This is a genomic window from Microbacterium sp. MF43 (assembly GCF_012847295.1).
Classification (GTDB): Bacteria; Actinomycetota; Actinomycetes; order Actinomycetales; family Microbacteriaceae; genus Microbacterium.
Genome location: NZ_JABBDY010000003.1, coordinates 744,777 through 771,304, shown reverse-complemented (window position 1 = coordinate 771,304; position 26,528 = coordinate 744,777). Strand labels below are relative to the sequence as shown.

Sequence of the window (26,528 nt, the reverse complement as noted above, 5' to 3'; positions counted from 1 at the left end):
GCGTTCGCGAGCGCTCCGGCGAGCGGGTAGGATGGGGGAGTTGTCCGCGCTCCGGCTCGGGCATCGGGATGTGGCGCAGCTTGGTAGCGCACTTGACTGGGGGTCAAGGGGTCGCAGGTTCAAATCCTGTCATCCCGACCACATCGAGAGGGTCGGCCTGAGGGCCGGCCCTTTCTCGTTTCGGGGATGCCCGGCGCCTCGGGCAGACTGGAGCGCATGGGTACCGCCTCGCACCGCCCGCGGCGCCTGGTCGCGGGCGCCGGGCTCGCTGTCGTCGTCGCCGCGGGCGTCGCGGTGAGCGCGCTGCTCCCCGACACGACGGCGACCGACATCACGGGCGACGCGCTGTACGCCGTGGCGGCGTACCTCGCGGTCGTGCTCGTCGCGCCCTCGCTCGGGCAGCTGGCGGTCGCCGGGATCGCGGCGGGCTGGTGCATCGCCGTCGAGCTCTTCCAGCTCACGAACATCCCCTTGCAGGTGGGAGCGGTCTTCCCGCCGGCCTCGCTGCTGCTCGGAACGGTGTTCGACACGCGCGATCTGCTGATCTACGCCGTCACGGTGGTGCTCTGCGCCTCGGGCGACGTGATCGCGACCTGGGCGACCGAACGGGTCCGGGTGATGCGCGGCCAGCGACGACGGGATCCGTCGCTCCCGGCCCCGCCCTGACCTGCCCGTGGCATGCTGGACCGGGGTGAGGAAAGGACTTCCATGGAGCAGCGCATTCTCGGCCGCACCGGCCGTTCGGTGTCGGCGATCGGTCTCGGAACGTGGCAGCTCGGCGCCGACTGGGGCGCCGTGAGCGAAGCCGACGCGATGGCGGTGCTCGAGGCATCCGCCGACGAGGGCGTCACCCTGTTCGACACCGCCGACGTCTACGGCGACGGGCGCAGCGAGACGATCATCGGCCGGTTCCTCGCCGGCCGGGCGGCGCACGGCATCACCGTCGCCACCAAGATGGGGCGCCGCCTCGCCCAGGAGCCGGAGAACTACACGCCCGAGAACTTCCGCGCGTGGACCGACCGGTCGCGTGCCAACCTCGGCGTCGAGACGCTCGACCTCGTGCAGCTGCACTGCCCGCCGTCTGCCGTGATCGAAGCCGACGCGACCTACGATGCGCTCGACGCGCTGGTCGCCGACGGCACGATCGCCGCATACGGCGTGTCCGTCGAAACGACGGCGCAGGCGCTCGCCGCGATCTCGCGGCCGAACGTGACCAACGTGCAGATCATCTTCAACCCGTTCCGCCTCAAGCCTCTCGACGAGGTTCTGCCGGCGGCGAAGACGGCGAACGTCGCGATCTTCGCGCGGGTTCCGCTGGCGTCGGGGCTGCTCTCGGGCACGTACACCGCGTCGACGACGTTCGCCGAGAACGACCATCGCAGCTACAACCGCCACGGCGAGGCCTTCGACCGCGGGGAGACGTTCTCGGGCGTCGATTACCAGGTGGGGCTGGATGCCGCGGCTGAGCTCGCGGCGGCTGTCCCGGAGGGCGTCAGCCTGCCGGCCGCGACCCTCGCATGGATCGCTTCGCAGCCGGGTGTGACGTCGGTGATCCCGGGCGCGCGCAACGTCGAGCAGGCGGAGTCGAACGCTGCGGCGGGAGAACTGCTGGCCGGCGACTTCGACGTCGATGCGTTCGACAGGGTCGTGCGGGACGTCTACGACCGGCGCCTGCGAGAGGCCATCCACCCGCTCTGGTGATCCGGGGCGTCAGGCGCTTCCGGCCCACGGCAGCACGTCGGTGAGCCAGGTGGGCGAGAGGTCCCAGCCACGCAGCGTCGCGATGGTGAGGAACGCGGCGAGCAGCAGCAGGTTCAGCACGACGGTCCGCCAGAACGCGCGACGGAACGAGCGCTTGCGCGTCTTGTGGCGGAACGCCTGCTGCGCGACGAGGGCTCCGGGCCAGCCGCCGAGGATCCCGAGGGTGAGGAGCGTCTGCTCCGACACGCGCGGGCCGTTGCGCCGCGCCGCGGACTTGTCGAGCCCGTACGCGGCGAACGCCAGCAGGCTGAGCAGGGCGTAGAGTGCGGGCAGCCACAGGGGCAGGCCGAGCGTGACGAACGCCAGCGCGAACGCCGCGGCGAACGCGATGAGCACCCCCCAGCTCAGGGCAGCGGGAAGCGGCCGTGAGAGGTCGCGCGGGCGTTCGAGCGTCCCGCGGTCGGTGCGCCACGGGTCGGAGGCGAGGGACATGCGGTCGATCCTAGGGCGCGGCGGGTCGAGCGCGGGGGATGCCTCGCTCCGGGGTGCCGGGAGACGGATGCCGTGACCCGGGTGGCGGGGACGGATGCCTCGACCCGGCGGGCGGGCCGAGGCATCCGGAACCCGCTAGGGCGTCGGGTAGTCGACGATGTACTGCGGCACGCCGATCTTGGTGGTGTCGGCCGTGCCTCCGATGCCGTTCACGACGTGGTTGATCGTGCCGGCGCTCAGGTTGACCGTCATGATGTGGTGCAAGCGCACCCCCGGGGTCTCGGGCACCGAGAAGCCGTTCTCGGTGACGATGGACGGATTGTTCTGGTTGAACACGTACACGCCGGCGCCCGAGAGGTCGTGCGTGGTGACGTGATCGGCCACGACGTACCCGGGCCAGCCGAGCGTGCCGTCGGGCTGCACCCAGTCGTCCTGGGTCGGCGGGTCGTAGGGCAGCTCGTTCTGGTAGAGGATGACGCGGCCGCCCTCGCCGTTCCAGAGCGTGTTGTAGCGCTGGAAGTGCTCGACGAACAGGCCCGTCGCGGTGACGTCGTCGCCGTTGACGATGACGCCGTTGGTTCCGGTGTTGGTGTTCCACCGGTCGGTGTCGCCGTTCACGCCGTTCGTGAAGCCCTCGACGCCGTGGTCGCCCCGCCACACCCACGTGTGGTCGATGAGCACGTTGTCGGCGTTGACCTCGAGCGCGGTCGTGGTCTTGCCGATGTGCGGGCCGCCCACGCGGAAGTACACGTCACTGAGCGTGATCGGGTTGTCGGCGTCGAGCGGCTTGCCGCCGTCGGCCTTGCCGACGCGCAGCAGCACCGGGGACAGGTCGGCGCCGGCGTCGATGGTGACGCCCGCGACGACGATGCCCGCGGCATCCTTCACCTCCATCGGAACCGCACCGCCCACGGCCGTGAGCGTCGCGTGGCCGAGCCCGAGGACGACGGTGTCGGCCCGCTTGACCTCGATCGTGCGGTCGATGTCGTACACGCCCGGGGTGAGGATCAGGTGCTGGCCGCGCGCGAGGGCGTTGTTGATGTCCTTCACCGAGTCGGCGGGAGTGGCGATGAAGAAGTCGGTGATGGGGATGCTGCGCCCCGCCGTCTCACCGTCCGCCCACGACACACCGCGCGAGTCGCGCTGCACGGCCGGCACGCGGACGTTGTAGCGGCCCTCGTCGTCGACGTACAGGTACGGCTTCTCGCGGCTGAGCGGGGTATTGTCGATGGTCGTGTACGGCGGGTTCGGGAACGCGTCGTCGCTCGGGGCGCCGACGACGCCCGAGAACACCTGGTTCCACACGCCGTTGGACCAGCCGGCGACCTCGCTGTTGCGGATGAGCCACTGCTGCTGCGAGCCGTTGATCGTGAACGGCAGCCGGGAGTCGGCGATGAAGCCGCCGCTGGCGAACTGAGGTCCGGCGGTGCAGTAGTCCATGAGCGAGAGGTTGGCACCGGACATGTCGACGCGTCGCATCGATACGGCCTGCGACACCGCCCAGAAGTTCGCGCTGGCGCGGCAGCCGTCCTGGCCGAGCTTGTTGATGTCGAGGGACAGGTTCGAGATGGTGCGCCAGAAATTGACGAGCGCGATGCAGTTGGACGTTCCGCCGTCGGCGACGCAGCGGTTGTAGACCTCGATGCCGCCGTTGATGGAGACGTCCTCGGGGGAGGCGCCGAGCCCGGCGACGTCGGTGTAATAGCCGACGTTGATCTGCAGCGGGTCGTTCGCGGATCCGTACTGACCGGGCAGGAAGTAGACCGCCTTGCGGGTTGTGCCCATCTCGGCGTCGACCTGCTGCGCGTGCAGCGCCTGGAGGTCGGACTCGATCTGCGCCTGGGGGGTGTCGGGGCGGTAGATCGTGACGTTCGGCCCGAAGTCCGGGTCGAACGGATCCACGGTGCGCGGTGGTGCGGCCGAAGCCGGGGACGCCACGAGGGCCGTGGCGATCAGGGCGGCACCGGTGACGACGGCGGCGAGACGCGTCCGGTGGGTGGGGGTTGTCATGCGAAAGTCCTCTCTTCTTCGAGGGGTTGTCGCGCGGCAGGTCTGCCGCATTGCTTACAGGACTGTAACCAAGTTCTGGGAGCGGTTTCAAGACTTGAACGCAAAGAGGGCTTCTGAGGCCGCGTGGGTTCACGCGCAAAGCGAAGGGCGCCGTACCCCTGGCTTGGTACGGCGCCCTTCAGGTGGTGCTGGTCAGCTGCGCTGCAGCTCCCGGCCGTGGACGGTCAGCGCGTAGATGACGATGACGTCGAGGGCGATCATGATGAGCGACCACCACGGCTGAACGCCGAGCCACGACAGCTGAGTGATGGCGTTGAGGGCGACGAGGATCACGGCGATCGTGCGTGCCCAAGTCGCGCCGCGGAGCACGAAGATGCCCACGAGCACCAGCGCGAGCCCGATGATGATGTGCCACCAGCCCCATGCGACGACGTCGAGGAAGACGGTGCCTGCTTCGCCCGACCATCCCCACTTCTCGACGGGAAGGAGGAGGGCGTTGAGGCCGTTGAGCGCATCCCACGCTCCGGCGATGATCATGACGATTCCGGCGAAGGCGGCCCAACCCGCCCAGCCCGTGCGCTGCGTGTTCGACATGGTGTGTACGTCCTTTCAGAACGAGGAGGTCGCTGCGAGGTTGCGACCCGGCGAGTACATCGTTCTGCCGGTACGGGCGCGGGGCGTCACCCGGTTCGGGTGAAGTCGTCGAAGTCGATGCGCATGACGAGGCGGCGTTTGGTGGGATGCGTGATCTCGCGGAATCCCGCGGCGATGAAAGGGCCGAGGGGGCCGACGTTCATCTCGTCCCAGATCACTTTCCCGGTGCCGGCGAGGAGCGGGTAGCCCTCGATGGCGGCGGCTCCGCGCGCGTGAGCGTGCTCGACGGCGGCGGCGACGAGGGGATAGGTGATTCCGCGCTGTCGGTGGCCTTTGCGGACGATCATGCACGCGATCGCCCACACCGTGTCGTCGTCGGGGTCTTCGTCACGTCCGGTCCACGGAACGGGGGAGCCGCGGAGGCGGCCGAACATGCCTCGTCGGTCGACGGCGCACCAGGCGACCGGCGCTTCGCCGTCGTAGGCGACGATGCCGATGGTCTCGGTGGCGCGCGGGTCGTCGCAGTGGGTCTCTTCGCGCAGGATCGCGCCGCGTTCGGAAGTCGGCATGTGCCACCAGTCGTGGTCGCCGAGGCGCTGACGCTGGCATTGGCAGCGCCCCGCGGCGCCGGTGAGGACCGCTTGCAGGTCGTCCCACGTCGCCTCGTTGGCGGGCACGATCCGCAGATCGGGCGTGACAGCGGCGTCCATGGGGTCAGGCTAGTCGGCGGGGGTGACAGCGGTGCGATGGCGGTGGGATGGCGTGCGGGCGGGGCCGGGCGTAGGTCGCGCCGACCCGCGCTGCGACACGCGGCACGAGCACGCGGCGCGGACCCGCCTGTGCCTACGCGACGAAGGCGAAGCGGCGATTGCCGCCGAGCCGCGGCGTGCGACGAGGGTCGACGTGTGCGGGCGGGATGAACCACACCCTCGCATCCACGCCGGTGCCCTCGATCTCGATCTCCCACCCGTTGTCGTGGATGCGATGGTGGCAGGTCTCGCAGAGCAGGACCCCGTTCGAGAGATCGGTCGAACCCCTGTCTCTCATCCACCATCTCAGGTGGTGCACCTTCGTCATGCCGGGTGGCAGTCCGCACATGGCGCATCCGCCGTCGCGTTCGGCGAGGGCGAGCTTCTGCGCGGGGGTGAACAGACGCTTCTGCCGGCCCCAGTCGAGAATCTCGCTGTCGCCGCCGAGGACGCAGGGGATGACCGATCCGGATGCCGCCATCCGCCGTGCTGTCGCGATCGAGACCGGCTGGTCGATGCCGTCGATGGTGGCGCTCCCGGTGCCCGACTCGAGGTCGGCGAGCGTCATGCGAATGATGACGGTCGCTCCGTTGATGGGGGTGTCGGAGGAGCAGCCGAGCAGGTGCGACGCGAGCAGCACGAGCGCGTCGGCCTGACGCTGGGGGAGCGTGCGACGCGGTGCATCGGCGTCGCCCGGCTGGGCAACGCAGTCGCGACCGCCCGCGCTCTCTGGAATCGAGGCATCAGGGGTCGGGGCATCCGTCATCGACGAACCGCCCGCGCGACCCTCGTTGCGGAACTCGGCGGTCACGATCGACTCGAGGGCGGCCTTGACGGGCGCCGCGGATTCGGGGTCGAGCTTGGCGTTCAGGTGGACCATGCCGTTCCGCTCGAACATGACGAGGCTGCGCTCGCCGCGGACCTCGCTCTCTTTCGGCTCGAGGCCGTCGGGGTCGAGGTAGGCCTCGGCACGCGCGATCGCCTTGGCGAGCTGGTCGAGGCTGAGCCCGAGCGCCTGGTCGGTGAGCAGCCGCTCGACCTCGGCGATCGTCTGGGGATGGGCGCGAAGGGCCACCCGGTCGAGCATCGTGATGATCGCCGATGCAGCGGGCATGCCGATGCGCCCCGCCGACAGGGCGGCGGCGACGTGGGGGTGGCGTGCCGGGGCATCCGCTCCACTGAACATGCGGCGCGGGGCGGTGGCATCGCCGACTGCGACGAGACGCGAGGCGTCTGAGACGGTGGTGCCGGTGGTGGCGGCGATGAAGGTGGCCGCGTTGCGGTAGCCGTTCTTCTTGGCGAGGGAGTCGGAGCCGACATCTGGGTGGGACTGCCGTGAGATCTCGGACGCCACCCTCGCGTGGACGGCTTCGGTGCCGCGCCGGAGGGCTCCGATCGCGCCGTTCAGCTCGACGAGCTGCGCATGACTGAGAGCGTCGACGGCCACCCGCTCGCCCGCCGGCGAGACGGGCCAGGCCGCCATCACGGCCGCCAGCGCTTCGCCGACGATCGCGAGGGGATCGCTCAAAGTTTCGATGGTCGAGTGCCTTCCGTGCAGCACCTGAGCGTGATCGCTCGGATGAACTAAGGGTGGGCACTCCCTCAGTAGAACAAAGATACCAAGAAATTCCGACACAAGCAACCGTTTTCTCGAAACCCTCACGCGCAATCACCTGTGGCGCGTCCGCCGGAGTAGGGTGTGCTCGTGACCCTCGCCGTTCGCGTCACCGTGGTGATCCCGTGTCGCAATGACGCGGGATTCCTCGACGCGTGCCTGACCGCGCTCGCCGCCCAGACGCGGCCGGCCGACCGCGTGGTGGTGGTCGACAATGCCAGCACCGACGCCTCCGCGGCTGTCGCCCGACGCCACGGCGCCGACATCGTCAGCGAATCCCGCATCGGCATCTGGCCGGCCGCCGCGCGGGGATACGACGAGGCACGGCACGACGCCGACATCATCGCGAGGCTCGACGCCGATTCCCGACCGCACCCGGACTGGATCGCCCGTGTCGTGCGCGCGTTCGAGGTCGACAGCAGCCTCGGCGTGCTCACCGGAGGAGCCGAGTTCTACGGCGGGAGCCCGCTCACCAACTACATCGGCGATCGCTGGTACGTCGGCGGGGGGCACTACTGGGTGAAGAGGTGGCTCGGCATCCCGCTGGTGTTCGGCTCGAACTTCGCCATGCGCACGCGCGTGTGGGAGCGGGTGCGCGAGCTCGTCGACCGTGAGAACGCCCACGTGCACGACGATCTCGATCTCACGATCCGCCTGCGCGCCAGCGACGGCGTGCGCTACGACCCGCAGCTGCGGATGCCGGTCTCGGCGCGCCCGCTGCAGACCGTCAGCGGCCTGTCGCGGCGGGTAGTCCGCGTGGTCACGACGTTCGCGGCGAGCTGGCCCGAGGGCTCGCCCCGCCTGCGCGCGGCGGATTCGAAGGCGACGGATGCCGCGCCCGCCGTTTCCGGAGAGTGGACGCACGAGTCCGGCGAGTGGGCGCCCGAGTTCGGGCGCTGACGCTCCGCACGCGACATCGGATGCGCGAACGCGCAAGGGGAGGACGCGCGTCTGTCGCCTGCGCTACCGTGGCGGGCATGTTCGAGATGACCGAGGGTGCGCTGGTGGCGGCATCCGTCGACGACGTATGGCGCGATCTGACGGATGCCTCGCGCCTGGCCGACTGGATCTGGCCACCGCGCTTCGAGACGAAGGCCGTGGTCGAGCCGGTCGAGCTCGGAGCGTGGCGGATCCGGTCGGGCGTGGCCGGGCTCGCCGTGAACGGGCGCGTGCTCGTGATCGATCCGCCGTCGCGCCTGCGGCTCGAGTGGCGGTGGGAGGGCGAAGAGCACACCACCGACGCCGAGCTGACGCTCGAAGAGGCGGCGGATGCCTCGACCCGCGTGACCGTACGGCACAGCGGCTTCCTCTCGGCAGAGGAGCGCGAGAGCCACATCGAGGGCTGGTCGAACTGTCTGCAACGGCTGGTCGATCGCTATGGCGGGGTCGCTTCGTTCGGATAACGGGCATCCCGCTGCCCGGCGCCTGCTGTTCGCCCTCCTATGGTGCGCAGCGGTGGTCGCCGCGCTCGCCGTGCTGGGGTGGGGGATCTACTCGGTAGCGCCGTCGCACCTGGGGAGCGCCGGATGCTCGGTGACGTACGGGCTGGCGGTGGCGCTCGGTGCGATCGCGCTCGGGCTCATCGCGGGGGTCGGGTGGTTCGTGATGGGGTCACCGGAGTGGATCGTGGTGGTGGCCGCACCGGCGTACGGGACGGTGGTCGTGCTGCTGCTGTTCCCGTGCACGTTCCTGCCGCAGCTCGTGCTGCCGGTGCTGGGGCTGCTCGCGCTCGGAGCAATGGTTCCGGTGGTGTCGCGGTACGTGCGCGGGCGCGAGGTCGGCGGTGTTCGTTAGCGTGGCGGGATGATCATCGAGTTCGAGGGCGACATCTTCCGGTGGGATGCCCGCGACGACGCGTCGTGGTACTTCACGTCGGTGCCGCCCGAGCTCAGCGACGACATCCGCGAGATCCCGCGCCCCTACCGCGGCTTCGGCTCCGTGCGCGTGCGCGCCACGGTCGGCGGCTCGGAGTGGGCGACGTCGATCTTCCCGTCATCGAGCGAGGGCACGTATGTGCTGCCGCTGAAGAAGGCGGTGCGGGATGCCGAGGGCCTGGTCGAGGGCGGGACGGTCGTCGTACGGCTCGACGTGCTCGACGGGTAGACCCGCCGCGGGCAGCCCTTGCGGCGAGCGCGTCGATCGGAGGATCATGTCGCCCACATGGGGACCGGACGGGGGCTACCGGCATGTCCGACATCGATCGTCTGCGCAGAGAGCTGAGGGAAGCGGCAGAGGCCGCGCGGCGCGCCGCCGCCGAGGCGCAGGATTCACGGGTCGTCGTGGATCCGGCGAAGCGTCGACGCCGCGTGCCGGACCACCGCCGACGGGTGGATCCGGCTCCTCAGATCCCGCCCGACGTGCCCGTCCCCGCGGAGGCTCCCGTGCCTGCGGACGCTCCGTTGCCGGGTGCTCCGGGTCCCGCGGAAGTCCCTCCGCCCGAGGGTGAGGTGCCTGCTCCCGAGGGTGAGGTGCCTGCTCCCGAGGGTGAGGTGCCTGCTCCCGAGGGTGAGGTGCCTGCTCCCGAGGGTGAGGTGCCTGCTCCCGGGGGCGAGGTGCCTGCGGACGCTCCGCCGCCGCCGGACGCCCCGGTCCCCGCGCCGGTACCGCCCGCCGACGGGCCGGGCGGCGAAACGGAGCCAGCGCCCGGTGACCAGGGTACGGAGGAGGAGCGACTCGAGGAGATCGACGCGGAACGGGCGGCGAAGCTCGCAGCCGCAGAGGAGGCCGAACGGCTGCGGGCCGAGAAGGCGGCGGAGCTCGCTCACGCAGCGCGGATCGCGAACGAGCAGCATCTCCGACGACTCGGACGCATCACACTCTGGGGCTTCCTCGCGGTCATCGTCGTCGTCATGGCGGTGGGCCTCGTCGGCCTGGGTGAGGTGCGGGAGGGGATCTGGGCCATCTTCGGCACGCCGGCCGACGTTCTCGGTCGGCTGAAGGAGCCCAAACATGCCCTCCTCCTCGCCGCAATCGCGGCGTTGATTCTCTGGATCGTCCTCGCCGTTTTGTCCTTCGCGAAGCGGGAGAGCGGTCGACTCACCGGGATGCTCATCGGCCAGGACGGTCGATTCTCGACCTCGTACTTCCAGGCGTGGGTCTGGACGGTGGTGGTCGTGTGGGCGTTCCTCTTCTTCGTGCTGCTTGCAGCGATCGGAGGGCCCGCTCTCGACCTCGGAGGGGACTCGCTCATCAGCGTCAACCCCGACTATCTGCTGCTCCTCGGTGGACCGTACGCCGCGCTCCTCATCGCGATGCAGATCGACCAGTCGAAGGTCGCCGCCGGCGAGCTTCAAAAGGTGACGGCATCCGAGACCACGGTGACCGACCTGTACTCGACGGACTCGGGGCGAACCGATCTCGTCGACACTCAGTACCTTCTCTTCAACGCCGTGGCGCTGGTGTTCTTCTTCGGCGCGATGATCGCCGACCATCGGGCGCTCCCCGACATCCCCGACCAGTTGATCGTGCTCACCAGCGGGGCGGCGCTCGGGTATGTCGCGGGCAAGGCGATCAAGCGCAATGCGCCGGTGATCACCTCGATCGTCCCCGCAGGAGGCCTTTCCGTCGCGACTACGGGCCACCGCGTGATCATCTCCGGCCGCAACTTCGTTCCGGCCGGAGCTGAGGCCGCCGAAGCGCTGACGCAGCTCCGCGTGAAGTTCGGTGCGGTCGTCGTCGCACCGGTGCTCCCGGAGGGCGACCTCACCGATCGGCAGATCGCCGTGCTGCGGCGCTCGTTGACGGCTGAGGTGCCGGATCTGTCCGGCGACGGTCACACGGAACGGTCCGTGGACGTGGTCGTCGTGACCGCCTCCGACATCGAGACTCCGGCGTTCGGGCTCCGCGTCTATTCGCCGGTGCTGCGGGCGCGGCTGGAGCCGGTCGAGGTTACCGACGGGACAGCGAGAATCCGAATCAAGCTCCTCGACAGGACGAAGGCCGATGCGCTCGTGCGCGTCACTGTCGGAACGACTGCTTACGACGTCCTGTGGACCGACGGGTACGCGACGGTCGAGGTACCGGAGGCTACCGCCGACGGGGCGGCGCTGTCGGTCACGAGCGCCGGCGCGACCTGGAAAGGACAGGTCTCGCTGCCCGCCGCGGTGTGACGTTCGGTCGCGCGGAGGCGAGCCTGCGTCGTCAGAAGCTCAGCCGGCTCGACCGCGGCGGGTACATCGCGATCCCGCGCCCGAGCACCTTGCCGGACTTGTGATGGAGCGCGAACTGGGGGAGGAGCGCCTCCCACAGTGTGGCGAGCTCTGCCGGCGGCTCGCCATCGTGGATGACCTTGGTCACGAGGAACGACACGATATCGGCGAGCTGAAGGATCTCGCGGTCCCAGATGCTGCGTTCGGTGTCGACCCACAGCGGCTTATCGAGAACGAGGTTGTAGTTGGGTACGCGCGTCAGATAGCGGCTGAATTCCTCGCGGATCTCGTGGATGCCGCCGCTCTTGAAAAGTGCTTCGTGCTGGGTCTGCTGATCCGCGACGATAACGGCGGCCTCGCCGGAATGCTGGTGCTCGAGCGTGAGCGCGATGTTGCGCTGCAGATAGCTGTAGGCGATGCCAATGGGATTTGTGCGAATTCCCCGGGTGACCATTTTCTGCTTGTCGATGACGTTCGCGAGAATGAGAGGGCGGAAAGTCAGAAACGCGAGCGCGAGGTCTCGAAGCAGCGCGTCCATGGCGCCGGCGCCGGCGAGCGCTGACCAGCCGCCTGGGGCGGCGTGCTTCTTGCCGTTCCGAAGCGCCTTTGCGACATGGAGCAGGTATCGGCCCTTGATCTCGGTGTCGTGCCAGTCCGCGTCGGGCCCGGCGCCGAAGTGTTCGGCCTTGAGCCGCAGCATGTACTCGGCGAGCGGTTTGCGCGAGCTGTCCCGGATGCCGACCCCGGCCAGAGTGAAGTACTCGGCCGTTCCCGGGGCGAGCTCGGGGGGATTCGTGTCTGGGACCGTGGCGATCGAGGAGTTGCCCGTCTCGTCCACGTAGAAGATCAGCACGGGGTCAGTGTGGCCGAGGTGAATCGACACGCCCGGTATTGAACCGATATATCAGTTCGTGGTGGCTAATCCTGAGGCGCCCTGTGGGCGTTACCGATTCTTGAGGTGTTCCTGAGAGAACGCTGGGGTAGCATGCGTTGACAGGGGATGAGAGAAATCTCATGCTCGTTGGTGGGAGGGGATTCACGCAAACAGCGTGCGTCTCACCCCAGCTCTGATGAAGCTGGGGAACGCATTTTTGGGGTTTGTGTTCGTTTGTCACGCGTCTGTGGCTTCATCAGTGCTGTCTCAATACCAACCAGCACAGGGAGAAACGCACATGCGTGCATTCATCAAGAACTACATGGACGCGCTGAAGAAGCAGCGCGAAGAGCGCGGTGAGGACGGCGGCTTCTCGCTGATCGAGCTCATCATCGTGGTCGTCATCCTCGGCATCCTCGCCGCGATCGCGATTCCGATCTTCCTCAACATCCAGCAGGACGCCCGCAACAACTCGGTCGCGGCTGCCACGTCGAACGCCGCGACGCAGATCACCGCGGCGATGGCCCAGGACCCCGCTCTCGCTCCGGGCGCTGTCGACCTGAGCAACATCACCGACGACTTCTCGCCTGCTCTGACCTTCACGGTCGCAGGGTCGGCCGGCGACATCGACACCGTGTGCGTTACGAGCAGCGGCGGTGGCGCAACGGTTGTGGCCACTGCGGGTCCCGCCTGCTAGCACGAGATCGACCCGCTGCGGGGGCCAGCCATCGGTTGGTCCCCGCAGACGGCATCAGGGCGGAGATGACCATGAAGATGACTGACGATGATGGCTTCAGCATCGTCGAGGTGGTTATCGCGATGTTCCTGCTGGCCATAGTCGCCGTCGCGCTCATGCCGGCCCTGTTTCAGGGGATCCGGCTCTCTTCGGAACAGTCCGCCGTAGCTACCGCGACTCGCGAGCTCAACGCGCTGGTCGAGGAAGCCCGACTCTCGCCGACATGCGCCGGACTCTCCGCAGTGGCTTTGTCCAAGACGGTCGAAGACGGGTCCGGTGGCTCCATCACCACGTCGGGCACGGTGGGCACCTGTCCGGCTACATCGAAGACGGTCAGACTGCATCTGACCGCGGTCGACTCCTCCGGAGACACTCTCGCTACCACGACGGCGATCGTGTACGTCCCATGAACGCCGCTGAAGACTCCGAGGCCGGTGTGACGCTGGTCGAACTGATCATCTACGTGCTGCTCGTCGGCATCATCCTCATCGCCACAACGATGATCCTCACCAACTCGATCAATACGCAAAGAGACGTGACGAGCGTCAGTCAGGCCACGAACAGGGGACAGGTGATGGGTAGGGCTATCGAGCGCGCTGTCCGCAACGCCCTCGCCTTCGAGGTCGACGCAACAGGTACGCAATTGCGCGTGCGAACATCGCTCCCTGGGAGCCTTGCCTGTCAGGCCTTCCAACTGACGGCCGGCCAGGCGAGATTGGCCCTAGAGTCCACGGCGCTGCCCGCACTGGCCAGCGACTGGACGGACTGGGAGGATGGCGTCGCGCAGGATGGATCCACCCCGTTCTTCGCCACGAGCGGCCAGCAGGTCTTCTACACATTCGAGATCACGACGGAAGCCGCTCCCGTACGGATCTCGGGGGAAGCGTCGACCAGATCGACGCCGACGGGGGTGACGGCGCCATGCTGGTGATCAATCGAGTTATGCCCGCACGGCGGGATGACACAGGCGCCGCGCTGATCTCGGTCGTGATCGTGATGCTCGTCGGGTTCATCGTCGCGAGCGTCGTGGCCGCCTCGATCATGTTCACGACGCGAGCCAATGCCCAGAACAAAGGTCAGACGCAGGCCTTCGTCGCCGCCGAATCCGGCCGCGACGTCGCCGTGGCCTCCATCGCGTCCGGTTGTTCGACGACGAGCTTCAGCGGTACGGATCCGCAGTACTCGAGCACGGTATACGTGACGGACGGCAATCAGCCCGCGTCCGCGACGAGCACCGGTGTCAGCGTTGGCTGCCCGACGTCCACGACGCGCTATGTCGTCATCCGTTCAACGGGTACTGGCCCGGATGGTTCGACGACGACGATCGACTCGATCTACCCCTGGCAGGTGACCTACTCGCAGCAACCGGGAGGCGTGGTCACCTACTTCTCCGGGGGCTACACCGCCGGCGTGACGCATTACACCGGCGACCTCGTGCTCCGGGATGGGCCGTTCTCGTGCAACATCGGCGGCACGATCACTGGTGACCTCTACGTGCTCGAAGGCACGACCAGTTTCAGCAACAACTGCACGATCAACGGCGACGTCTGGTCCAACGGCAACGTCACAAACACCAGCCAGGCGGTCACGATCAACGGTGACATCACTACGAATGGCTACGTGAGCCTGACGGCCAACGGCAACACGCGCGTCGATGGCTCGATCAGCGCCAAGGGCACCGTCACGCTCAGCAATCAGGGAAGCAGCGCGGCCGAAGTCACCGGCAACGTGACCAGCCGCGACTCGATCACTGTCGGCACGGACTGGACGGTGACCGGTACCCAGACGCCGAACAGCCCGACGGACCCCGTCTTCGACCCGACCCTGCAGTGGCTCAGAGCCGCGACCAAGTGGATCGACCTCGACAACACGGGGTGGGGCACACCGTACTCGGCGACCAACGTGTGCAATCTCATCAGGAACAATCCCAACCCCACCATCGCATCGCTGGTCTCGACGGCCGGGTCGCCGCTTGTCCTTGACTTCACGAGCTGCAACGGCGCGGTCGGCATCGCCCTCTCGAACATCACGGTCCGACGTGACGTGGTCATGATCGCGAAGCCGAGTGTGCGCGTTCAGGTCGACGTCAGCGGGACCATGAACGACGATGGCAACAAGCGGCAGGTGCTGTTCATCCACTCAGATCTCACCCGCAATTACACCAATGGCGAGCCTGTTCCGGACTGCGGAAACGGCAACCAGAAGGACACCTTCAACATCGGCGGGGCCATCGACACGGAACTCCGGTTCATGATGTACACGCCCTGCGGGATTACCGGTACGGCCACATCGAGCTTCGCCGGCCAGTACTACACGAACGACACCTCGACGCACAGTCACTCCGGCGCGGTCTACACGTGTAAGTCGATGTCCTGGTCGCCGGCGTTCGATCAGCTGGGGTGCAGGATCAAGGGTTCGGGCGGCGTGGCTACGGGCTCGCTCGTCCAGCGACTCGGTGGCATGGTCTACCAGACGGAACTCTGACGCATGGCGCCGCTCGACGTGTTCCTCATCGTGACCGCTGCCGTCTTCGGCCTTGTCATCGGATCATTCCTCAACGTCGTGGTCTATCGGGTCCCCGCCGGAATCTCCCTTACCAGGGAGAGCCGGTGCCCGCATTGCGATCACGGCGTCGAGCCGTGGGAGAACGTCCCGGTGGTCTCGTGGATTCTCCTCCGCGGACGGTGTGCACATTGCGATGCCCCCATCTCCGCACGCTATCCCGTTGTTGAGGCTTCGTCGGCCGTGCTGTTCGGTGCGGTCGCTTGGGTGCTCCTCGCTACTACTTCGCCGGCGACCACGCTGGAGACGTGGGCTACCGGATTTGTGGCAGTCGCGTACTTGTACCTCGCGGCGGTCTCCATCGCGCTCACCCTGATCGACTTCGACACGCACCGCCTGCCGAACTCCATCGTCCTGCCCAGCTATCTGGTGGCTGGCGTGCTCTTCGTCGCGGCTGCCGCGCTGGGGAACGAGTGGGCGGCTCTCCTCCGCGCGTTGGTCGGAATGGTGGTGCTCTACGGCTCTTATGCATTGCTCCGCCTCATCCGACCGGGCGCTATGGGCGGCGGCGACGTCAAGCTCGCGGGCGTACTCGGCCTGTACCTGGGATGGGTCGGCTGGGGCGCGCTAGCCGTGGGCGCCTTTGCAGCCTTCCTCATCGGCGGGGTAGTCGGTGTCGTGATGATCGTCAGCCGTCAGGCTGGGCGCAAGACCGCCATCCCTTTCGGCCCGTACATGCTCATCGGTGCGTGGACCGGGATTTTCGCCGGCGAAGTTGTCGGCGCCGCCTACATGAACCTGTACTCCGGGACTTGAGGGAGATCACTGATGCCGAAGACCATCGTCGGGTTGGAGCTCACGGAAGAGAGCGTCCGCGGGGCCGAAATCACCCTCTCGCGCACGCCGCAACTGCTGGCGTGCGGCGAAGTGCCGCTTCCGCCTGACGCGGCCAAGGACTCCGAGGTGCTCGACGCCGGGACGATCGCCGTGGCGCTGCGGCAGCTCTGGAGCGGTGCTCGGTTCAAGAGCCGCGATGTCGTGCTCGGGGTCGCAAGCCGTCGAATACTCGTGCGCGAGTATTCGACCCAGGCGATGCGCCCCGATCTTCTGCGCGAAGCGCTCCCGTTCCAGGTCCAAGACCTCCTGCCAGTGCCAGCCAGCCAGGCCGTGCTCGACTTCTACCCTCTCGCCCAGAACGGAGACCAGGTGAGTGGACTTCTGGTCGCGGCGGTGTCTGAGGCGATCGAGCAGATCATCTCCACGCTCGCGAAGGTGAAGCTCCGCGCTCGCGCTGTCGATCTCACCGCCTTCGGTCTCGCGCGCGCCACAGCACGCCTTGCCCCTGCGGACGCCGCGGTGGCCACGGTCTGCATCGGCGACCACACGACCCAGGTCGTTGTCAGCCAGGGTGGCATACCGATCTTCGTGCGGCTGCTGCCCATCGACATCCCGACAGCGGCCGCGGAGCGCCATGTAACTTCGGAAGCCACCGCCCAACTCGAGCCGTCCTTCGAGACTGTCCCGCCGACGACACGAGCGCGGGGAGCGCTGCGGGGCGCGATAGTCCATCCATCGGTGGGAGACCTCGCTGCCCGGCTTCGGAGCACGCTGTCGTTCTTCGCCTCGCGCCCCGGTGCACCCGCGATTACACAGGTACTCGTCACCGGTGCTGGCGTTCCCGTCAGCGGGATGATGACCGCGCTCCCGGCTGCGATCGACCTGCCCTTCCGCGTAGTCACGGCCGAGGACGTCGTCAACGTGAAGGCGGTGCAGCCTACCGGGGATCTCGCGATCAACCTGGTGTCGACCATCGGAGTAGCCCTCGGGGAGGTGCGTTGATGTCAACCGTGAGCGTGGCGGTGGGAGGAGTCCCTCGGGTAAACCTCATGCCGCGATCGGAGATCGCGCGGCGTGAACGAGAAACGCTCGTGCGTCGCTGGCTGTGGGGTGTGCTCGCGGCGATTGTCGTGGCGCTCTTGATCATTGGCGGAGCGGTGTTCGTGAAGTGGGCGGCCGACCAGCGGCTCACAGCCGAGCAAGCGGAGTCCAGTCGCCTGTTGAGCGAACTCGCCGCGCTGGCCGAGGTGAGTCAGGCTCTCGCGACGGAGCGCGAACTCACGGCTTTTCGGGCGGAGTCGATGGGCGCCGACTTTGCCTGGGCTCCGGTCTTCGCATCCGTCGAGGGCAGCCTGCCAAGTGATGCGCAGATGGTTGGCTTCGATCTGATCGGCGGCGGGATCCCTCAAGGGGCCGATCCGACGCTCGAGGCGGGTCTGGTCGGAACGATAGTCGTAGGCAGTCGCAACCCCGTCGACATCGTGGCTGTGGCGCGTGAGCTTCGAACGGTGCCAGGCGTGATCCTGGCAGATGCTGTGTCTGTCACCGAGAGTTCAGTGGCCCCAGGAAGCTTCGTCTACGAGTTGACTGTGGTGTACGACCAGAGCATCTACTCCGGGAAGTACGCTCCCGCGGAGGTGAGTGAGTGATGCCTAAGCACCTCATCACCGTCATCGGCCTGATCGTCAGTCTCGGCATCGTCGCGCTCGCTGTCGTGCTGGTGGCCCTACCCATGTGGGTGCAGTCGCTTTCGGTCGACGCGCAAACGACCGAGGTGGAGAACACAAATCAGCTCTATCAGGCGCAGGTCACCGCCCTGGAGACCGAAGAGGAGCGACTGGACGAGATCGAGGCCTCGGTGGTTGCGCTGAGGACGGAGATTCCTGCTGTGAACCAGCTTGACGACGTGTTCGAGCTGATTAGCCGAGCCGCCGATAGTGCTGGCGTCACCATCACCAGCGCCACTGCGGGCGCGAATGCTGCTTTCGTGACCCGCACCACACCCAGTGTTCCGGGGGATCCCGCCTCAGCACCGACGCCTCCGGCCGAGCCTGAGGCCGACTCCGGCGAGGGGGCGGCGGACAGCGGGACAGCCGAGACGCCCCAGTCGGACAGCGGCGAGGCGCAGGGAGGATCCGCAAGCCCGTCTGACGTCACCACGCTTGAAGGTCGGCAGCAGATCGACTTCGAGATCGCGATCAAGGCAAATGAGATGGATCAGGTCACGAAGTTCCTGGACGGGCTGCGAGCCGGGCCGCGCCTGCTGAGCAGCATCACCGCCACCGCGACCCAGACAGGAACTGCCATCGAAGTCCAAATCAAGGCTCTGACATTCATCGATTCGGAAGGCTGAGGATGAACAGCTTCGAACTTGAGGAACTACTGGCGCGGGCAGCCCATGGCCGCGCGTCGGATGTGCACATCACTGCCGGGCACCCCGCCCTCATGCGCGTCGACGGCGACCTCGTTCCGGTTCCGGGATACCCCGATCCGCTGTCCGCGGCATGGGTGGAAGGCGCCGCGTACGGCGTGATGTCACCGGGTCAGCGTCAGGAGTTCGACGAGCGACAGGAAACGGACCTCGCGCTGGCGACTCAGCATCTCGGGCGGTTCCGCGTGAACGTGTTCCGCCAGCTGGGCGCTGTCGCCATTGCCTTGCGGTTCATTCCTGACCGTGTGTTCACCTTGGAGGAGTTGGGGGCTCCCGCAGTCGCCCGAGAACTCGCTCTCAAGCCACGTGGGATGGTGCTCCTGACGGGCCCGACCGGTTCAGGAAAGTCCACCACGCTCACGGCGATGGTCGACATCATCAATCAGTTGCTGCCCGCGCACATCATCACCATCGAGGACCCCGTCGAGTTCAGGCACGAAAGCAAGCGCTCGCTTGTTCACCAGAGAGAGGTGGGCAGCGATACGGCGTCGTTTGCCGAGGCGCTGCGGCGAGTGCTCCGACAAGACCCGGACGTGATTCTGATCGGTGAGCTTCGCGATCCCGAATCGATCCGTACGGCTCTCTCTGCTGCGGAGACGGGGCACCTCGTCCTCTCCACGCTGCACACGCAGGGAGCATCGAAGAGCGTGAACCGCATCGTCGACGTCTTCCCCGCGGACCAGCAAGCCCAGATCCGCACTCAGCTGGGCGACACCCTCCAGGGCGTCATCAGCCAGACGCTGATCCCTCTCGCCCAGACGAACGGTCGTACTATTGCCACCGAGGTTCTGATCAATACGCCAGCCGTGGCGAACATGATCCGCGAGGGTCAGGTCGCGCAACTCTACTCCGCGATGCAAGCGGGGTCGGCCGCTGGAATGCACACGCTGGATCAGGACCTGAAACGCCTGGTGCAGGAAGGGACGATCTCCCAGCAGGCGGCGAAGGCGTACGCCGTCGATCCCAAGAGTCTCGACGACGTCCGTGTCCGGCCGAAGGACCTCGATGCTGAAGCTTGGTCGATGCACGCCGGCGATTGGCACCACCAGACGACGGGGGCATGACCGTGGCCACCTTGCAGGAGTTCGTATACCGCGCGATCGATCCGAAGGGAGGCGCCGTCGTCAAGGGGACGATCGAAGCCGCTACCGAGACGGCGGTCACCGGAAAGCTCAAGGCGCAGGGCCTTACCCCGCTCGAGGTGACGCTCAAGTCGAATACCGGCTTGTATCGCGAGTTGCGAATGCCTGGAATCAGCAAGCAGGTGAACGCCAAGTCGCTCGCGATCTTCGCACGCCAGATGGCTGGCCTTCTCAACGCCGGCCTTCCGCTCATGCGAGCGCTCACCATCCTCATCGACCAGACCGAGGACAAGAAGCTGCAGCCTGCTCTCGTGCAGGTCCATGCTGATGTCGAGGGAGGCGCATCGCTTTCAGGCGCGATGGGACGTCATCCCGACGTGTTCCCGCCACTGCTTCTGAGCATCGTCAAGGTGGGCGAGACTGGAGGTTTCCTCGGGCAGGCACTGACCTCGATCGCAGACAACTACAAGCGCGAAGCCGAACTGCAGAACAAGATCAAGTCAGCAACGACGTACCCCGTGATCGTCTTGATCATCGCCGTTGTCGGCGTGCTGGCGATGGTCACGTTTGTCGTTCCGGTGTTCGAGAGCATGTTCGCGAATCTCGGCGGCCAGCTTCCGATTCCCACGCAGATCCTGGTGACGATCTCCCGCAATATGTGGTGGATTCTCCCACTCCTCGCGATCCTCGTCATCGCGGTGATCGCATGGTGGGCGCGCAACAAGAACACCGAGCAGACTCGGCGAGTTGTGGATCCCATCAAGTTGAAGCTCCCGATCTTCGGCAAGCTGGCGACGAAGATCGCCGTCGCCCGTTTCTCGCGGAACCTCTCGATGATGCTCGAGGCGGGTGTTCCGATCATTCAGGCGCTGTCGATCGTGGGACAGGCATCGAACAACTGGAAGATCGAGCAGGCCGTGAGGGAAGTCCAGGACTCCATCCGACAAGGCAAGTCCTTCTCGGCTCCGCTCGCGAAGGCGGAGGTGTTCCCGCCGATGGTGCCCCAGATGGTTCTGGTCGGTGAGGAGTCGGGAACTCTCTCGGAGATGCTGTCCAGCATCGCTGACTTCTATGAAGACGAAGTCGAGACGGCGACGTCGCAGCTTTCCGCCACGATCGAGCCCTTGATGATCGTCGTGCTCGGCGTGATCATCGGCGGCATGGTGATCGCCCTCTATCTTCCGATCTTCACGATTTACCAGGACCTGGGCTGATAAGTAGCCCACAGACTCGGCGCCCGGATCCCCTCCCAAATGGGCTTGGCGTCGGAGAACACCGCCCCCGGAGAGTGCCTGGCTCTCCGGGGGCGGCTGTTCGTCGTCTCGCGTGGTGCTCGTTGAGGGGGAGGGGACGCGCAGGGTGCGCGCCGAGCTCGGCGGCGAGGCGACTGGGCTGGCGTCACACAGAAACGCGCAGCACCTCTTCGATGGTCGTCAGGCCCTGAGCCACTTTCGACCACCCGTCCTCGCGCAGCGACACCATGCCCTGCTGCAACGCGACCTGCCGCATGTCGCTGCCCGTCGCGCGGGTCACCACGAGCGACTCGAGCTCATCGCTGAGCGTCATCACCTCGTGAAGGGCGACGCGGCCTCGGTATCCGGTGCTGGAGCAGGCGGGGCATCCGGCCGCCTTGTACAGCTGAGGAACATCACGCGGGTCGTGCGGGAAGCCCAGCGACGTGAGCACCTCGGTCGGCTCGACGAGCGGCTCGCGGCACTGCATGCAGAGCCGGCGTGCGAGACGCTGGGCGACCACGGCCGAGAGCGCCGTCGCGACCAGGAAGGGCTCGCAGCCGATCTCGGTGAGACGGGTCAGCGCCGACGGTGCGTCGTTGGTGTGCAGCGTCGACAGCACGAGGTGACCGGTGAGGGCCGCCTCGATCGAGATCGTCGCGGTCTCCTTGTCGCGGATCTCACCGACCAGTACCACGTCGGGGTCGCTTCGCAGAATCGAGCGCAGCGCCGACGAGAAGGTCAGGCCGGCGCGGTTGTTGACCTGCACCTGGTTGATGCCCGGGATGCGGTACTCCACCGGGTCTTCGACCGTGATGACGTTGATGCGCGAGTTCGCCACGGCGCGGAGCGCGGTGTAGAGGGTCGTCGACTTGCCCGAACCGGTCGGGCCGGTGACGAGGATCATGCCGTGCGGCTTCATGATCGACTCGCGGAATCGCCGGTCGTTCACACCCGAGAACAGCAGGTCGCGCATGGTCATCGTCTGACCGGTGTTGTCGAGGATTCGCATGACGATCTTCTCGCCCCACACCGTCGGCAGCGTCGCCACGCGGAGGTCGACCGAGCGACCCTCGTGGGTGACCGACAGCCGGCCGTCCTGCGGCTTGCGCTTCTCGGCGATGTCGATGGCCGACATGATCTTGAGGCGCGAGATGATGCCGTCCTGAATCGAGCGGTCGGCCTTCTGCATCTCGTGCAGTACGCCGTCGATGCGGAACCGGACGGTCAGCTGCTTCTCGCCGGGCTCGACGTGGATGTCGGACGCACGGTCGTTGATGGCCTGAGCGATGAGCAGGTTGACGAAGCGCACGATCGGCGCGTCGTTGTCCTGCTCCTCGAGCGACTCGGTGAACGCCGAGGCGTTGCTCTCGCTGGACTCCTCGATCGTCGACGACAGCTCGCTGAGCTCCTCGTCAGAGCGGAGGAACCGCTCGAACATGTTCGCCAGGGCGTCCTTGGCGACGACGACCGGCTCGACGAAGAGATCCGTGACGCTCGCCACATCGTCGAGAGCCACGATGTCGGTCGGATCGAGGATGCCGACCGTCAGCCGGTCACCTCGTCGCTCGATCGGGATCAGACTGTATTTTCGGCAGATCGTCCCGGGCACCATCGCCACGATGCTCGGATCGAGCGTCGTATTGGACAGGTCGACATACCTGTGGCCGGTATGCAGGGCGATAGCCTCTGCCACCTGAGCCTCGGTCACCAGCTTCGAGTTGACGAGCAGCTGCTGTAGTTCTGGACCCTCTCCTGCTTCCGCAAGCGCAGCAGACATGTCAGCTGCGCGCACGGCCCCAGTGAGTACAAGGGTCTGCGCGATTCCCCTCACAATGTTCCCCATTCCCCACCTCTCATGTTAGGGCTGGAATGTCCATCGGGGCCAAGCATCTCCTCAGGGCTCAGTAAGGTTGCGCCATGGCTGACCTTATCGCGAGGCTGACCGCTTGGGCACTGACCCTCAAGCCCGTGCGGGTCTGGTTCCACTATCTGGAGCGTCGCGGACCGATGCTCTCCGACAGCGTCACCTATCGCGCGCTGTTCTCGACCTTCGCCGCCGTGCTCCTCGGATTCTCTTTCGCCGCGCTCTGGCTGAGCGGAAACCCGGCCGCCTGGGAAGCCCTCGTGAACGCCGTCGACGCCGCGATCCCGGGCCTGCTCGCAACGGATGAACAAGAAGGACTCGTCGACGTCTCGAGCATCCAGGCGCCCGCGGGGCTCACGATCACCGGCATCCTCTCGCTCATCGCCCTCCTCGGTGCGGCGATCGGCGCGATCGGATCGCTGCGCGCGGCGCTGCGCACGCTCGCCGACGAGATCCACGACGACGCCTTCTGGCTGCTCGTGATCCTGCGCAACTTCCTTCTGGCGATCATGATCGGCGGCGGCTTCCTTCTCGCCGCAGGCGCCACCTTCGTCGGGTCGAGCTTCATCGCGGTGGCACAGGACTGGCTGGGCATCGGGTCGGATGCGGTGGGGGATGCCGCGACCTTCGGACTCTCGCTCCTCATCGTCTTCCTGCTCGACACCGCGCTCATCGCCCTCGCGTTCGTTACGCTGAGTGGCATGAAGGTGCGGCCGCGCACGCTCTTCGCCGGCGCGCTGCTCGGGGGTGTCGGACTCACCGTGCTGCAGCAGCTGTCGGGCCTGTTCGTGCGCGGCGCGGGAGCCAACCCGCTCCTCGCCTCGTTCGCCGCACTCATCGCACTGCTGCTGTGGTTCAACCTGTCGGCGCAGGTGATTTTGCTCGCGTCGACGTGGGTCATCGTGGGTGCAGCGGAGGACGCCGACCGCGTGCGCGAGAAGTACGGCGCCCCCTCGTTCGAGGCGCGACGGGTGAAGCGCGCCGAAGACGCCCTGCGCGTCGCGCGGGAGGAACTCGAACTCGCGCAGGATGCAGCAGCCAAGGCCCGCCGCAAGGCCGAACCGCCCGAGGCTCGAGCATGAGGGAGGTCGTGCCGGCCTACACGGCCGACCAGGTGCGTGCGGCGGAGCGGCCGCTGCTCGAGGCCGGCGTGCCGCTCATGCGACGGGCCGCTTCGGCGCTGGCCGCAATCGCGCGGGAACAGGTGGACGGCGTGAGTCGCGTGCTCGTCCTCGCGGGAAGCGGCGACAACGGCGGTGACGCGCTCTACGCCGCGGCCGAGCTCGCCGATGACGTTCCGGTCGACGTGCTCACGGTCGGCAGCCGGGTGCACGAGGGCGCATGGGAGGCAGCCGAGCGCGCCGGCGCGCGGCGCGTGAGCATCGAGGACGCGGTGGCCGAGGCATCCGGTCGCGTTCTCGTCCTCGACGGGATCCTGGGGATCGGCGTCACCGCCGACCCCGCGCTGCGCGGACCGGCACGCGACGCGGTGCTGCGACTGCGCCCGCTGCTGCGCCACGTCATCGCGGTCGACCTGCCGAGCGGGCTGCATCCCGACAGCGGCGGGGCCGGCGACGCCGTGCTCGCGGCATCCACCACCGTGACCTTCGGCGCCGTGAAGGCCGGGCTGGTCACCGGGCGGGGACCCGAGCTGGCCGGCGAGATCGTGCTCGTCGACATCGGGCTCGGGCCGGCGCTCGCAGCTCAGGCGCCGGTGGGCGAGGCATCCGTCTCCCGCATCATCACGGCGCCGGGCGGCCCGCGCTAGAGGTCAGTCGTCGTCGTCGGAGTCGCCGCGACCGTTGTTGCCGGGAAAGTTCTCGGAGTCTTTGTGGTGACCCCACCCGTTGCCCTGGTCGTCGTCGCCGGAACCGTCCGACCGCTTGTCGTCCTTATCGCCCTTGTCTTTGCCCTGGCCGTTGCCGCGGCCGTTGTCGCGGCCGTTGTCGCCGGGGAACTCGTCGGAGTCCTTGTGGTGTCCCCACGCCGTGCCCTGGCCGTTGTTGCCCGGACCATCGGCGTGCTTGCCGGGGTCGGCCACGGAGGAGAACCCCGGCACGGTCGGGACGCCGGACGCGATGGTGGGAGCGAGCAGGGCCGCCGAGGCGACCACGACGATCGCGGCGCTGGCGATCCACATCGTCTTCGATGCCATGGCGCGCACCTCGCTTCCGGGTCGCAGAGGAGCCTGTGCGAGGAGAGTACACCCGGCATCGTCGGAGCGCACCGGAACGCGTCGATTCCTCGCACGCGTGCGCGCGCGACCCCGCGCGAGGGATATATGCGCGACGCGGAATTCGATCGGTGAAGCGGTGCGGGGGCGGCGCGCGGCTAGGCTCCCGCGTGTGATCCGCTCCCGTTCCGCCGTCGCTCTGCTGGTGCTGGCGACCCTGCTCGCGGGATGCACCGCGGCGCCGGCGCCCTCGCCGACGTCGACCGAGGTCGCCCGGCTCGAGGCGTGCGCCGACGCCGCGTCGAGCATCGTGACGGCCGCCGGAGATCTCGTCGCGGAATACGAGCTGCCGGGCCTCGACCCCTCGGCGACCCCGGCGCCGGGCGTGACGGCGACCCCGGCGCCGGCGCCGACCTCGTCGGGAGACGCGATCACCGACGCCGTCACGTCGGCTCGCGCGACGAGGGACGAACTCGGCTGCGATCGCGAGCAGTTCACCGAAGACCTCGAGAGCGGCCTCGCGCGGATCGAACCCGAGACCCCCATCGCGGCCGCCGTGTGGCGCCGGGTCTCGGCATCCGTCCTCGGCACGGTCGAGCAGACGGCGCGCGTGTGGGAGCTCGCCGCCGGCGACGACCTGCTCGACGTGCTCGCGCGCGCCGCCGACGGCTCGACAATCGAGCTGGCCCCCCAGACCGAGGTCGACGCGACGCTCGTGCTCCTCGCGGGGATCACCCTGCGCGGGTCGGGACGGGACGAGACGGTTCTGCGATCGACCGCGCCCGACGCGGCGATCATGGTCGTGACCGACGGCCTCGTGCGCCTCGAAGCCCTCACGCTGCAGCTCGGACTCGGCGACCCGTCCTCGGGCGTCGTCGCCGGGCCGTCGGCATCCATCGTGCTCAACGGCGTCCGGGTGACCGGCGCCGCGACGGAGGGCGAAGGCGACAGCGCCGGGGGAGCGGGCGTGTACCTGTCGGCCCAGGGTGCCGAAGGGTCAGGACGCGGAACCACCCTCGAGATCACCGACTCCCTGTTCGACCGCAACGCGTGGGCGGGTCTCGCGGTGACCGGCGGACATCGCGTGAGCATCGAGTCATCGACGTTCCGCGGCAACGCCGGCGCGGGCATCGTCTTTCTCGACCAGACGAGCGGATCGGTCGCATCGAGCACGTTCACCGACAACACCGTGGGCGTCGCGGCGGCCGGCACATCGACCCCCGCGATCGTCGGCAGCACGATCACGGGCGGCACGGTCGGGCTCCAAGCGGATGCCTCGGCCGCCCCGGCAGTACAGAAAGTGACGATCAGCGGACCGAGCTCGGCCGCCATCATCTTCGGCGGAGAGTCCGCCGGCTCGGTCAGCGACGCGACCTGCCGCGACGTCTCGCACGGCATCGTGATCGGCGACGGAGCCGCCCCCTCGCTGGGATCGAACGACTGCACCCTCGCCCGCGGAACCGGCTGAGCCGAGGCATCCGCCCC

At 67.7% G+C, this 26,528-nt stretch carries 28 protein-coding genes and 1 tRNA gene; 21 read left to right on the top strand and 8 right to left on the bottom strand.

Annotated elements, in window-relative coordinates:
* The first annotated feature begins 64 nt into the window (after positions 1–64).
* The 3 genes from HF323_RS11955 to HF323_RS11945 all read left to right on the top strand — a co-directional run bounded on the left by HF323_RS11955 (position 65) and on the right by HF323_RS11945 (position 1,701).
* Positions 65–141, top strand: a tRNA-Pro gene (locus tag HF323_RS11955).
* A gap of 75 nt (positions 142–216) precedes the next feature.
* Entirely contained in the window at positions 217–666 is a 450-nt protein-coding gene (locus HF323_RS11950; protein ID WP_223169321.1) for a DUF2809 domain-containing protein, read from the top strand.
* A 42-nt stretch (positions 667–708) separates the two neighbouring features.
* Entirely contained in the window at positions 709–1,701 is a 993-nt protein-coding gene (locus tag HF323_RS11945; RefSeq protein WP_169582775.1) for an aldo/keto reductase, read from the top strand.
* 9 nt (positions 1,702–1,710) lie between these two features.
* On the opposite strand, the gene HF323_RS11940 is transcribed toward HF323_RS11945, so the two are convergent.
* The 5 genes from HF323_RS11940 to HF323_RS11920 form a co-directional block, all read right to left on the bottom strand.
* A complete protein-coding gene (locus tag HF323_RS11940; protein ID WP_169582774.1) occupies positions 1,711–2,193 on the bottom strand; it encodes a DUF1294 domain-containing protein in 483 nt (160 codons plus the stop codon).
* Between the two features lie 135 nt (positions 2,194–2,328).
* A complete protein-coding gene (locus tag HF323_RS11935) occupies positions 2,329–4,203 on the bottom strand; it encodes a glycosyl hydrolase family 28-related protein (RefSeq protein WP_169582773.1) in 1,875 nt (624 codons plus the stop codon).
* A gap of 192 nt (positions 4,204–4,395) precedes the next feature.
* Positions 4,396–4,797 (bottom strand): hypothetical protein, encoded by a 402-nt coding sequence (locus HF323_RS11930; protein ID WP_169582772.1) that lies wholly within the window; start codon positions 4,795–4,797, stop codon positions 4,396–4,398.
* 86 nt (positions 4,798–4,883) lie between these two features.
* Positions 4,884–5,507: a GNAT family N-acetyltransferase gene (locus tag HF323_RS11925; RefSeq protein ID WP_169582771.1), complete on the bottom strand. Its 624-nt coding sequence runs from the start codon at positions 5,505–5,507 to the stop codon at positions 4,884–4,886.
* 133 nt (positions 5,508–5,640) lie between these two features.
* On the bottom strand, positions 5,641–7,074 hold the full coding sequence (locus HF323_RS11920; RefSeq protein WP_169582770.1) for an HNH endonuclease signature motif containing protein: 1,434 nt from the start codon (positions 7,072–7,074) through the stop codon (positions 5,641–5,643).
* A 177-nt stretch (positions 7,075–7,251) separates the two neighbouring features.
* Between HF323_RS11920 and HF323_RS11915 the strand changes: the two genes are divergently transcribed.
* From HF323_RS11915 to HF323_RS11895, 5 genes are all read left to right on the top strand, one after another.
* The gene (locus tag HF323_RS11915; protein WP_169582769.1) at positions 7,252–8,061 is read left to right on the top strand and encodes a glycosyltransferase family A protein; all 810 of its coding nucleotides are present in this window, start codon (positions 7,252–7,254) and stop codon (positions 8,059–8,061) included.
* 77 nt (positions 8,062–8,138) lie between these two features.
* Positions 8,139–8,564, top strand: a complete 426-nt coding sequence (locus tag HF323_RS11910) for an SRPBCC domain-containing protein (protein WP_169582768.1) — start codon at positions 8,139–8,141, stop codon at positions 8,562–8,564.
* 52 nt (positions 8,565–8,616) lie between these two features.
* Positions 8,617–8,955 carry a hypothetical protein gene (locus HF323_RS11905; RefSeq protein ID WP_169582767.1) on the top strand — a complete coding sequence of 113 codons (339 nt, stop codon included), beginning with the start codon at positions 8,617–8,619 and terminating at the stop codon, positions 8,953–8,955.
* Between the two features lie 9 nt (positions 8,956–8,964).
* Positions 8,965–9,264, top strand: a complete 300-nt coding sequence (locus tag HF323_RS11900) for a DUF1905 domain-containing protein (protein ID WP_169582766.1) — start codon at positions 8,965–8,967, stop codon at positions 9,262–9,264.
* 83 nt (positions 9,265–9,347) lie between these two features.
* The gene (locus HF323_RS11895; protein WP_169582765.1) at positions 9,348–11,270 is read left to right on the top strand and encodes a hypothetical protein; all 1,923 of its coding nucleotides are present in this window, start codon (positions 9,348–9,350) and stop codon (positions 11,268–11,270) included.
* A gap of 31 nt (positions 11,271–11,301) precedes the next feature.
* On the opposite strand, the gene HF323_RS11890 is transcribed toward HF323_RS11895, so the two are convergent.
* Complete coding sequence (locus HF323_RS11890; protein ID WP_169582764.1) at positions 11,302–12,162, bottom strand: DUF3800 domain-containing protein; 861 nt, start codon at positions 12,160–12,162, stop codon at positions 11,302–11,304.
* Between the two features lie 319 nt (positions 12,163–12,481).
* Between HF323_RS11890 and HF323_RS15630 the strand changes: the two genes are divergently transcribed.
* From HF323_RS15630 to HF323_RS11840, 10 genes are all read left to right on the top strand, one after another.
* Positions 12,482–12,880: a type II secretion system protein gene (locus HF323_RS15630; protein WP_282435363.1), complete on the top strand. Its 399-nt coding sequence runs from the start codon at positions 12,482–12,484 to the stop codon at positions 12,878–12,880.
* Between the two features lie 71 nt (positions 12,881–12,951).
* Positions 12,952–13,329, top strand: coding sequence for a type II secretion system protein (locus HF323_RS11880; protein WP_169582763.1), 378 nt, complete (start codon positions 12,952–12,954; stop codon positions 13,327–13,329).
* Positions 13,326–13,850 carry a hypothetical protein gene (locus tag HF323_RS11875; protein WP_169582762.1) on the top strand — a complete coding sequence of 175 codons (525 nt, stop codon included), beginning with the start codon at positions 13,326–13,328 and terminating at the stop codon, positions 13,848–13,850. Before HF323_RS11880 ends, HF323_RS11875 begins: the two co-directional genes overlap by 4 nt.
* A gap of 95 nt (positions 13,851–13,945) precedes the next feature.
* Positions 13,946–15,403, top strand: coding sequence for a polymer-forming cytoskeletal protein (locus HF323_RS11870; RefSeq protein ID WP_169582761.1), 1,458 nt, complete (start codon positions 13,946–13,948; stop codon positions 15,401–15,403).
* A gap of 3 nt (positions 15,404–15,406) precedes the next feature.
* Complete coding sequence (locus HF323_RS11865) at positions 15,407–16,237, top strand: A24 family peptidase (RefSeq protein ID WP_169582760.1); 831 nt, start codon at positions 15,407–15,409, stop codon at positions 16,235–16,237.
* A 12-nt stretch (positions 16,238–16,249) separates the two neighbouring features.
* Positions 16,250–17,260, top strand: coding sequence for a pilus assembly protein PilM (gene pilM, locus HF323_RS11860; RefSeq protein WP_169582759.1), 1,011 nt, complete (start codon positions 16,250–16,252; stop codon positions 17,258–17,260).
* The gene (locus HF323_RS11855; protein WP_169582758.1) at positions 17,260–17,907 is read left to right on the top strand and encodes a hypothetical protein; all 648 of its coding nucleotides are present in this window, start codon (positions 17,260–17,262) and stop codon (positions 17,905–17,907) included. Before pilM ends, HF323_RS11855 begins: the two co-directional genes overlap by 1 nt.
* The gene (locus tag HF323_RS11850; protein ID WP_169582757.1) at positions 17,907–18,611 is read left to right on the top strand and encodes a hypothetical protein; all 705 of its coding nucleotides are present in this window, start codon (positions 17,907–17,909) and stop codon (positions 18,609–18,611) included. The genes HF323_RS11855 and HF323_RS11850 overlap by 1 nt, the downstream gene beginning before the upstream one ends.
* Positions 18,612–18,613: 2 nt before the next feature.
* On the top strand, positions 18,614–19,753 hold the full coding sequence (locus HF323_RS11845; RefSeq protein WP_169582756.1) for a type IV pilus twitching motility protein PilT: 1,140 nt from the start codon (positions 18,614–18,616) through the stop codon (positions 19,751–19,753).
* Positions 19,750–20,985 carry a type II secretion system F family protein gene (locus HF323_RS11840; protein WP_169582755.1) on the top strand — a complete coding sequence of 412 codons (1,236 nt, stop codon included), beginning with the start codon at positions 19,750–19,752 and terminating at the stop codon, positions 20,983–20,985. Before HF323_RS11845 ends, HF323_RS11840 begins: the two co-directional genes overlap by 4 nt.
* 184 nt (positions 20,986–21,169) lie before the next feature.
* Here the strand turns inward: HF323_RS11840 and HF323_RS11835 are convergent, their stop codons facing one another.
* Positions 21,170–22,783, bottom strand: a complete 1,614-nt coding sequence (locus tag HF323_RS11835) for a GspE/PulE family protein (protein WP_223169319.1) — start codon at positions 22,781–22,783, stop codon at positions 21,170–21,172.
* 140 nt (positions 22,784–22,923) lie between these two features.
* Between HF323_RS11835 and HF323_RS11830 the strand changes: the two genes are divergently transcribed.
* A complete protein-coding gene (locus HF323_RS11830; protein ID WP_169582754.1) occupies positions 22,924–23,952 on the top strand; it encodes a YihY/virulence factor BrkB family protein in 1,029 nt (342 codons plus the stop codon).
* A complete protein-coding gene (locus HF323_RS11825; RefSeq protein WP_169582753.1) occupies positions 23,949–24,638 on the top strand; it encodes an NAD(P)H-hydrate epimerase in 690 nt (229 codons plus the stop codon). Before HF323_RS11830 ends, HF323_RS11825 begins: the two co-directional genes overlap by 4 nt.
* A 3-nt stretch (positions 24,639–24,641) precedes the next feature.
* Here HF323_RS11825 and HF323_RS11820 read toward each other — a convergent pair whose 3' ends face one another.
* Positions 24,642–25,025 (bottom strand): hypothetical protein, encoded by a 384-nt coding sequence (locus tag HF323_RS11820; RefSeq protein ID WP_169582752.1) that lies wholly within the window; start codon positions 25,023–25,025, stop codon positions 24,642–24,644.
* Positions 25,026–25,215: 190 nt separating this feature from the next.
* Here HF323_RS11820 and HF323_RS15745 point away from each other — a divergent pair, with 190 nt between their 5' ends.
* Entirely contained in the window at positions 25,216–26,511 is a 1,296-nt protein-coding gene (locus tag HF323_RS15745) for a right-handed parallel beta-helix repeat-containing protein (protein ID WP_169582751.1), read from the top strand.
* Positions 26,512–26,528 lie beyond the last annotated feature (17 nt).

What these genes read in the sequence shown, in the direction of transcription:
- HF323_RS11950 (WP_223169321.1), top strand. Translation starts at nt 217, where the DNA reads ATGGGTACCGCCTCGCACCGCCCGCGGCGCCTGGTCGCGGGCGCCGGG.
- HF323_RS11945 (WP_169582775.1), top strand. Translation starts at nt 709, where the DNA reads ATGGAGCAGCGCATTCTCGGCCGCACCGGCCGTTCGGTGTCGGCGATC.
- HF323_RS11940 (WP_169582774.1), bottom strand. Translation starts at nt 2,193, where the DNA reads ATGTCCCTCGCCTCCGACCCGTGGCGCACCGACCGCGGGACGCTCGAA.
- HF323_RS11935 (WP_169582773.1), bottom strand. Translation starts at nt 4,203, where the DNA reads ATGACAACCCCCACCCACCGGACGCGTCTCGCCGCCGTCGTCACCGGT.
- HF323_RS11930 (WP_169582772.1), bottom strand. Translation starts at nt 4,797, where the DNA reads ATGTCGAACACGCAGCGCACGGGCTGGGCGGGTTGGGCCGCCTTCGCC.
- HF323_RS11925 (WP_169582771.1), bottom strand. Translation starts at nt 5,507, where the DNA reads ATGGACGCCGCTGTCACGCCCGATCTGCGGATCGTGCCCGCCAACGAG.
- HF323_RS11910 (WP_169582768.1), top strand. Translation starts at nt 8,139, where the DNA reads ATGTTCGAGATGACCGAGGGTGCGCTGGTGGCGGCATCCGTCGACGAC.
- HF323_RS11900 (WP_169582766.1), top strand. Translation starts at nt 8,965, where the DNA reads ATGATCATCGAGTTCGAGGGCGACATCTTCCGGTGGGATGCCCGCGAC.
- HF323_RS11895 (WP_169582765.1), top strand. Translation starts at nt 9,348, where the DNA reads ATGTCCGACATCGATCGTCTGCGCAGAGAGCTGAGGGAAGCGGCAGAG.
- HF323_RS15630 (WP_282435363.1), top strand. Translation starts at nt 12,482, where the DNA reads ATGCGTGCATTCATCAAGAACTACATGGACGCGCTGAAGAAGCAGCGC.
- HF323_RS11880 (WP_169582763.1), top strand. Translation starts at nt 12,952, where the DNA reads ATGAAGATGACTGACGATGATGGCTTCAGCATCGTCGAGGTGGTTATC.
- HF323_RS11875 (WP_169582762.1), top strand. Translation starts at nt 13,326, where the DNA reads ATGAACGCCGCTGAAGACTCCGAGGCCGGTGTGACGCTGGTCGAACTG.
- HF323_RS11865 (WP_169582760.1), top strand. Translation starts at nt 15,407, where the DNA reads ATGGCGCCGCTCGACGTGTTCCTCATCGTGACCGCTGCCGTCTTCGGC.
- pilM (WP_169582759.1), top strand. Translation starts at nt 16,250, where the DNA reads ATGCCGAAGACCATCGTCGGGTTGGAGCTCACGGAAGAGAGCGTCCGC.
- HF323_RS11855 (WP_169582758.1), top strand. Translation starts at nt 17,260, where the DNA reads ATGTCAACCGTGAGCGTGGCGGTGGGAGGAGTCCCTCGGGTAAACCTC.
- HF323_RS11850 (WP_169582757.1), top strand. Translation starts at nt 17,907, where the DNA reads ATGCCTAAGCACCTCATCACCGTCATCGGCCTGATCGTCAGTCTCGGC.
- HF323_RS11845 (WP_169582756.1), top strand. Translation starts at nt 18,614, where the DNA reads ATGAACAGCTTCGAACTTGAGGAACTACTGGCGCGGGCAGCCCATGGC.
- HF323_RS11840 (WP_169582755.1), top strand. Translation starts at nt 19,750, where the DNA reads ATGACCGTGGCCACCTTGCAGGAGTTCGTATACCGCGCGATCGATCCG.
- HF323_RS11835 (WP_223169319.1), bottom strand. Translation starts at nt 22,783, where the DNA reads ATGTCTGCTGCGCTTGCGGAAGCAGGAGAGGGTCCAGAACTACAGCAG.
- HF323_RS11830 (WP_169582754.1), top strand. Translation starts at nt 22,924, where the DNA reads ATGGCTGACCTTATCGCGAGGCTGACCGCTTGGGCACTGACCCTCAAG.
- HF323_RS11825 (WP_169582753.1), top strand. Translation starts at nt 23,949, where the DNA reads ATGAGGGAGGTCGTGCCGGCCTACACGGCCGACCAGGTGCGTGCGGCG.
- HF323_RS11820 (WP_169582752.1), bottom strand. Translation starts at nt 25,025, where the DNA reads ATGGCATCGAAGACGATGTGGATCGCCAGCGCCGCGATCGTCGTGGTC.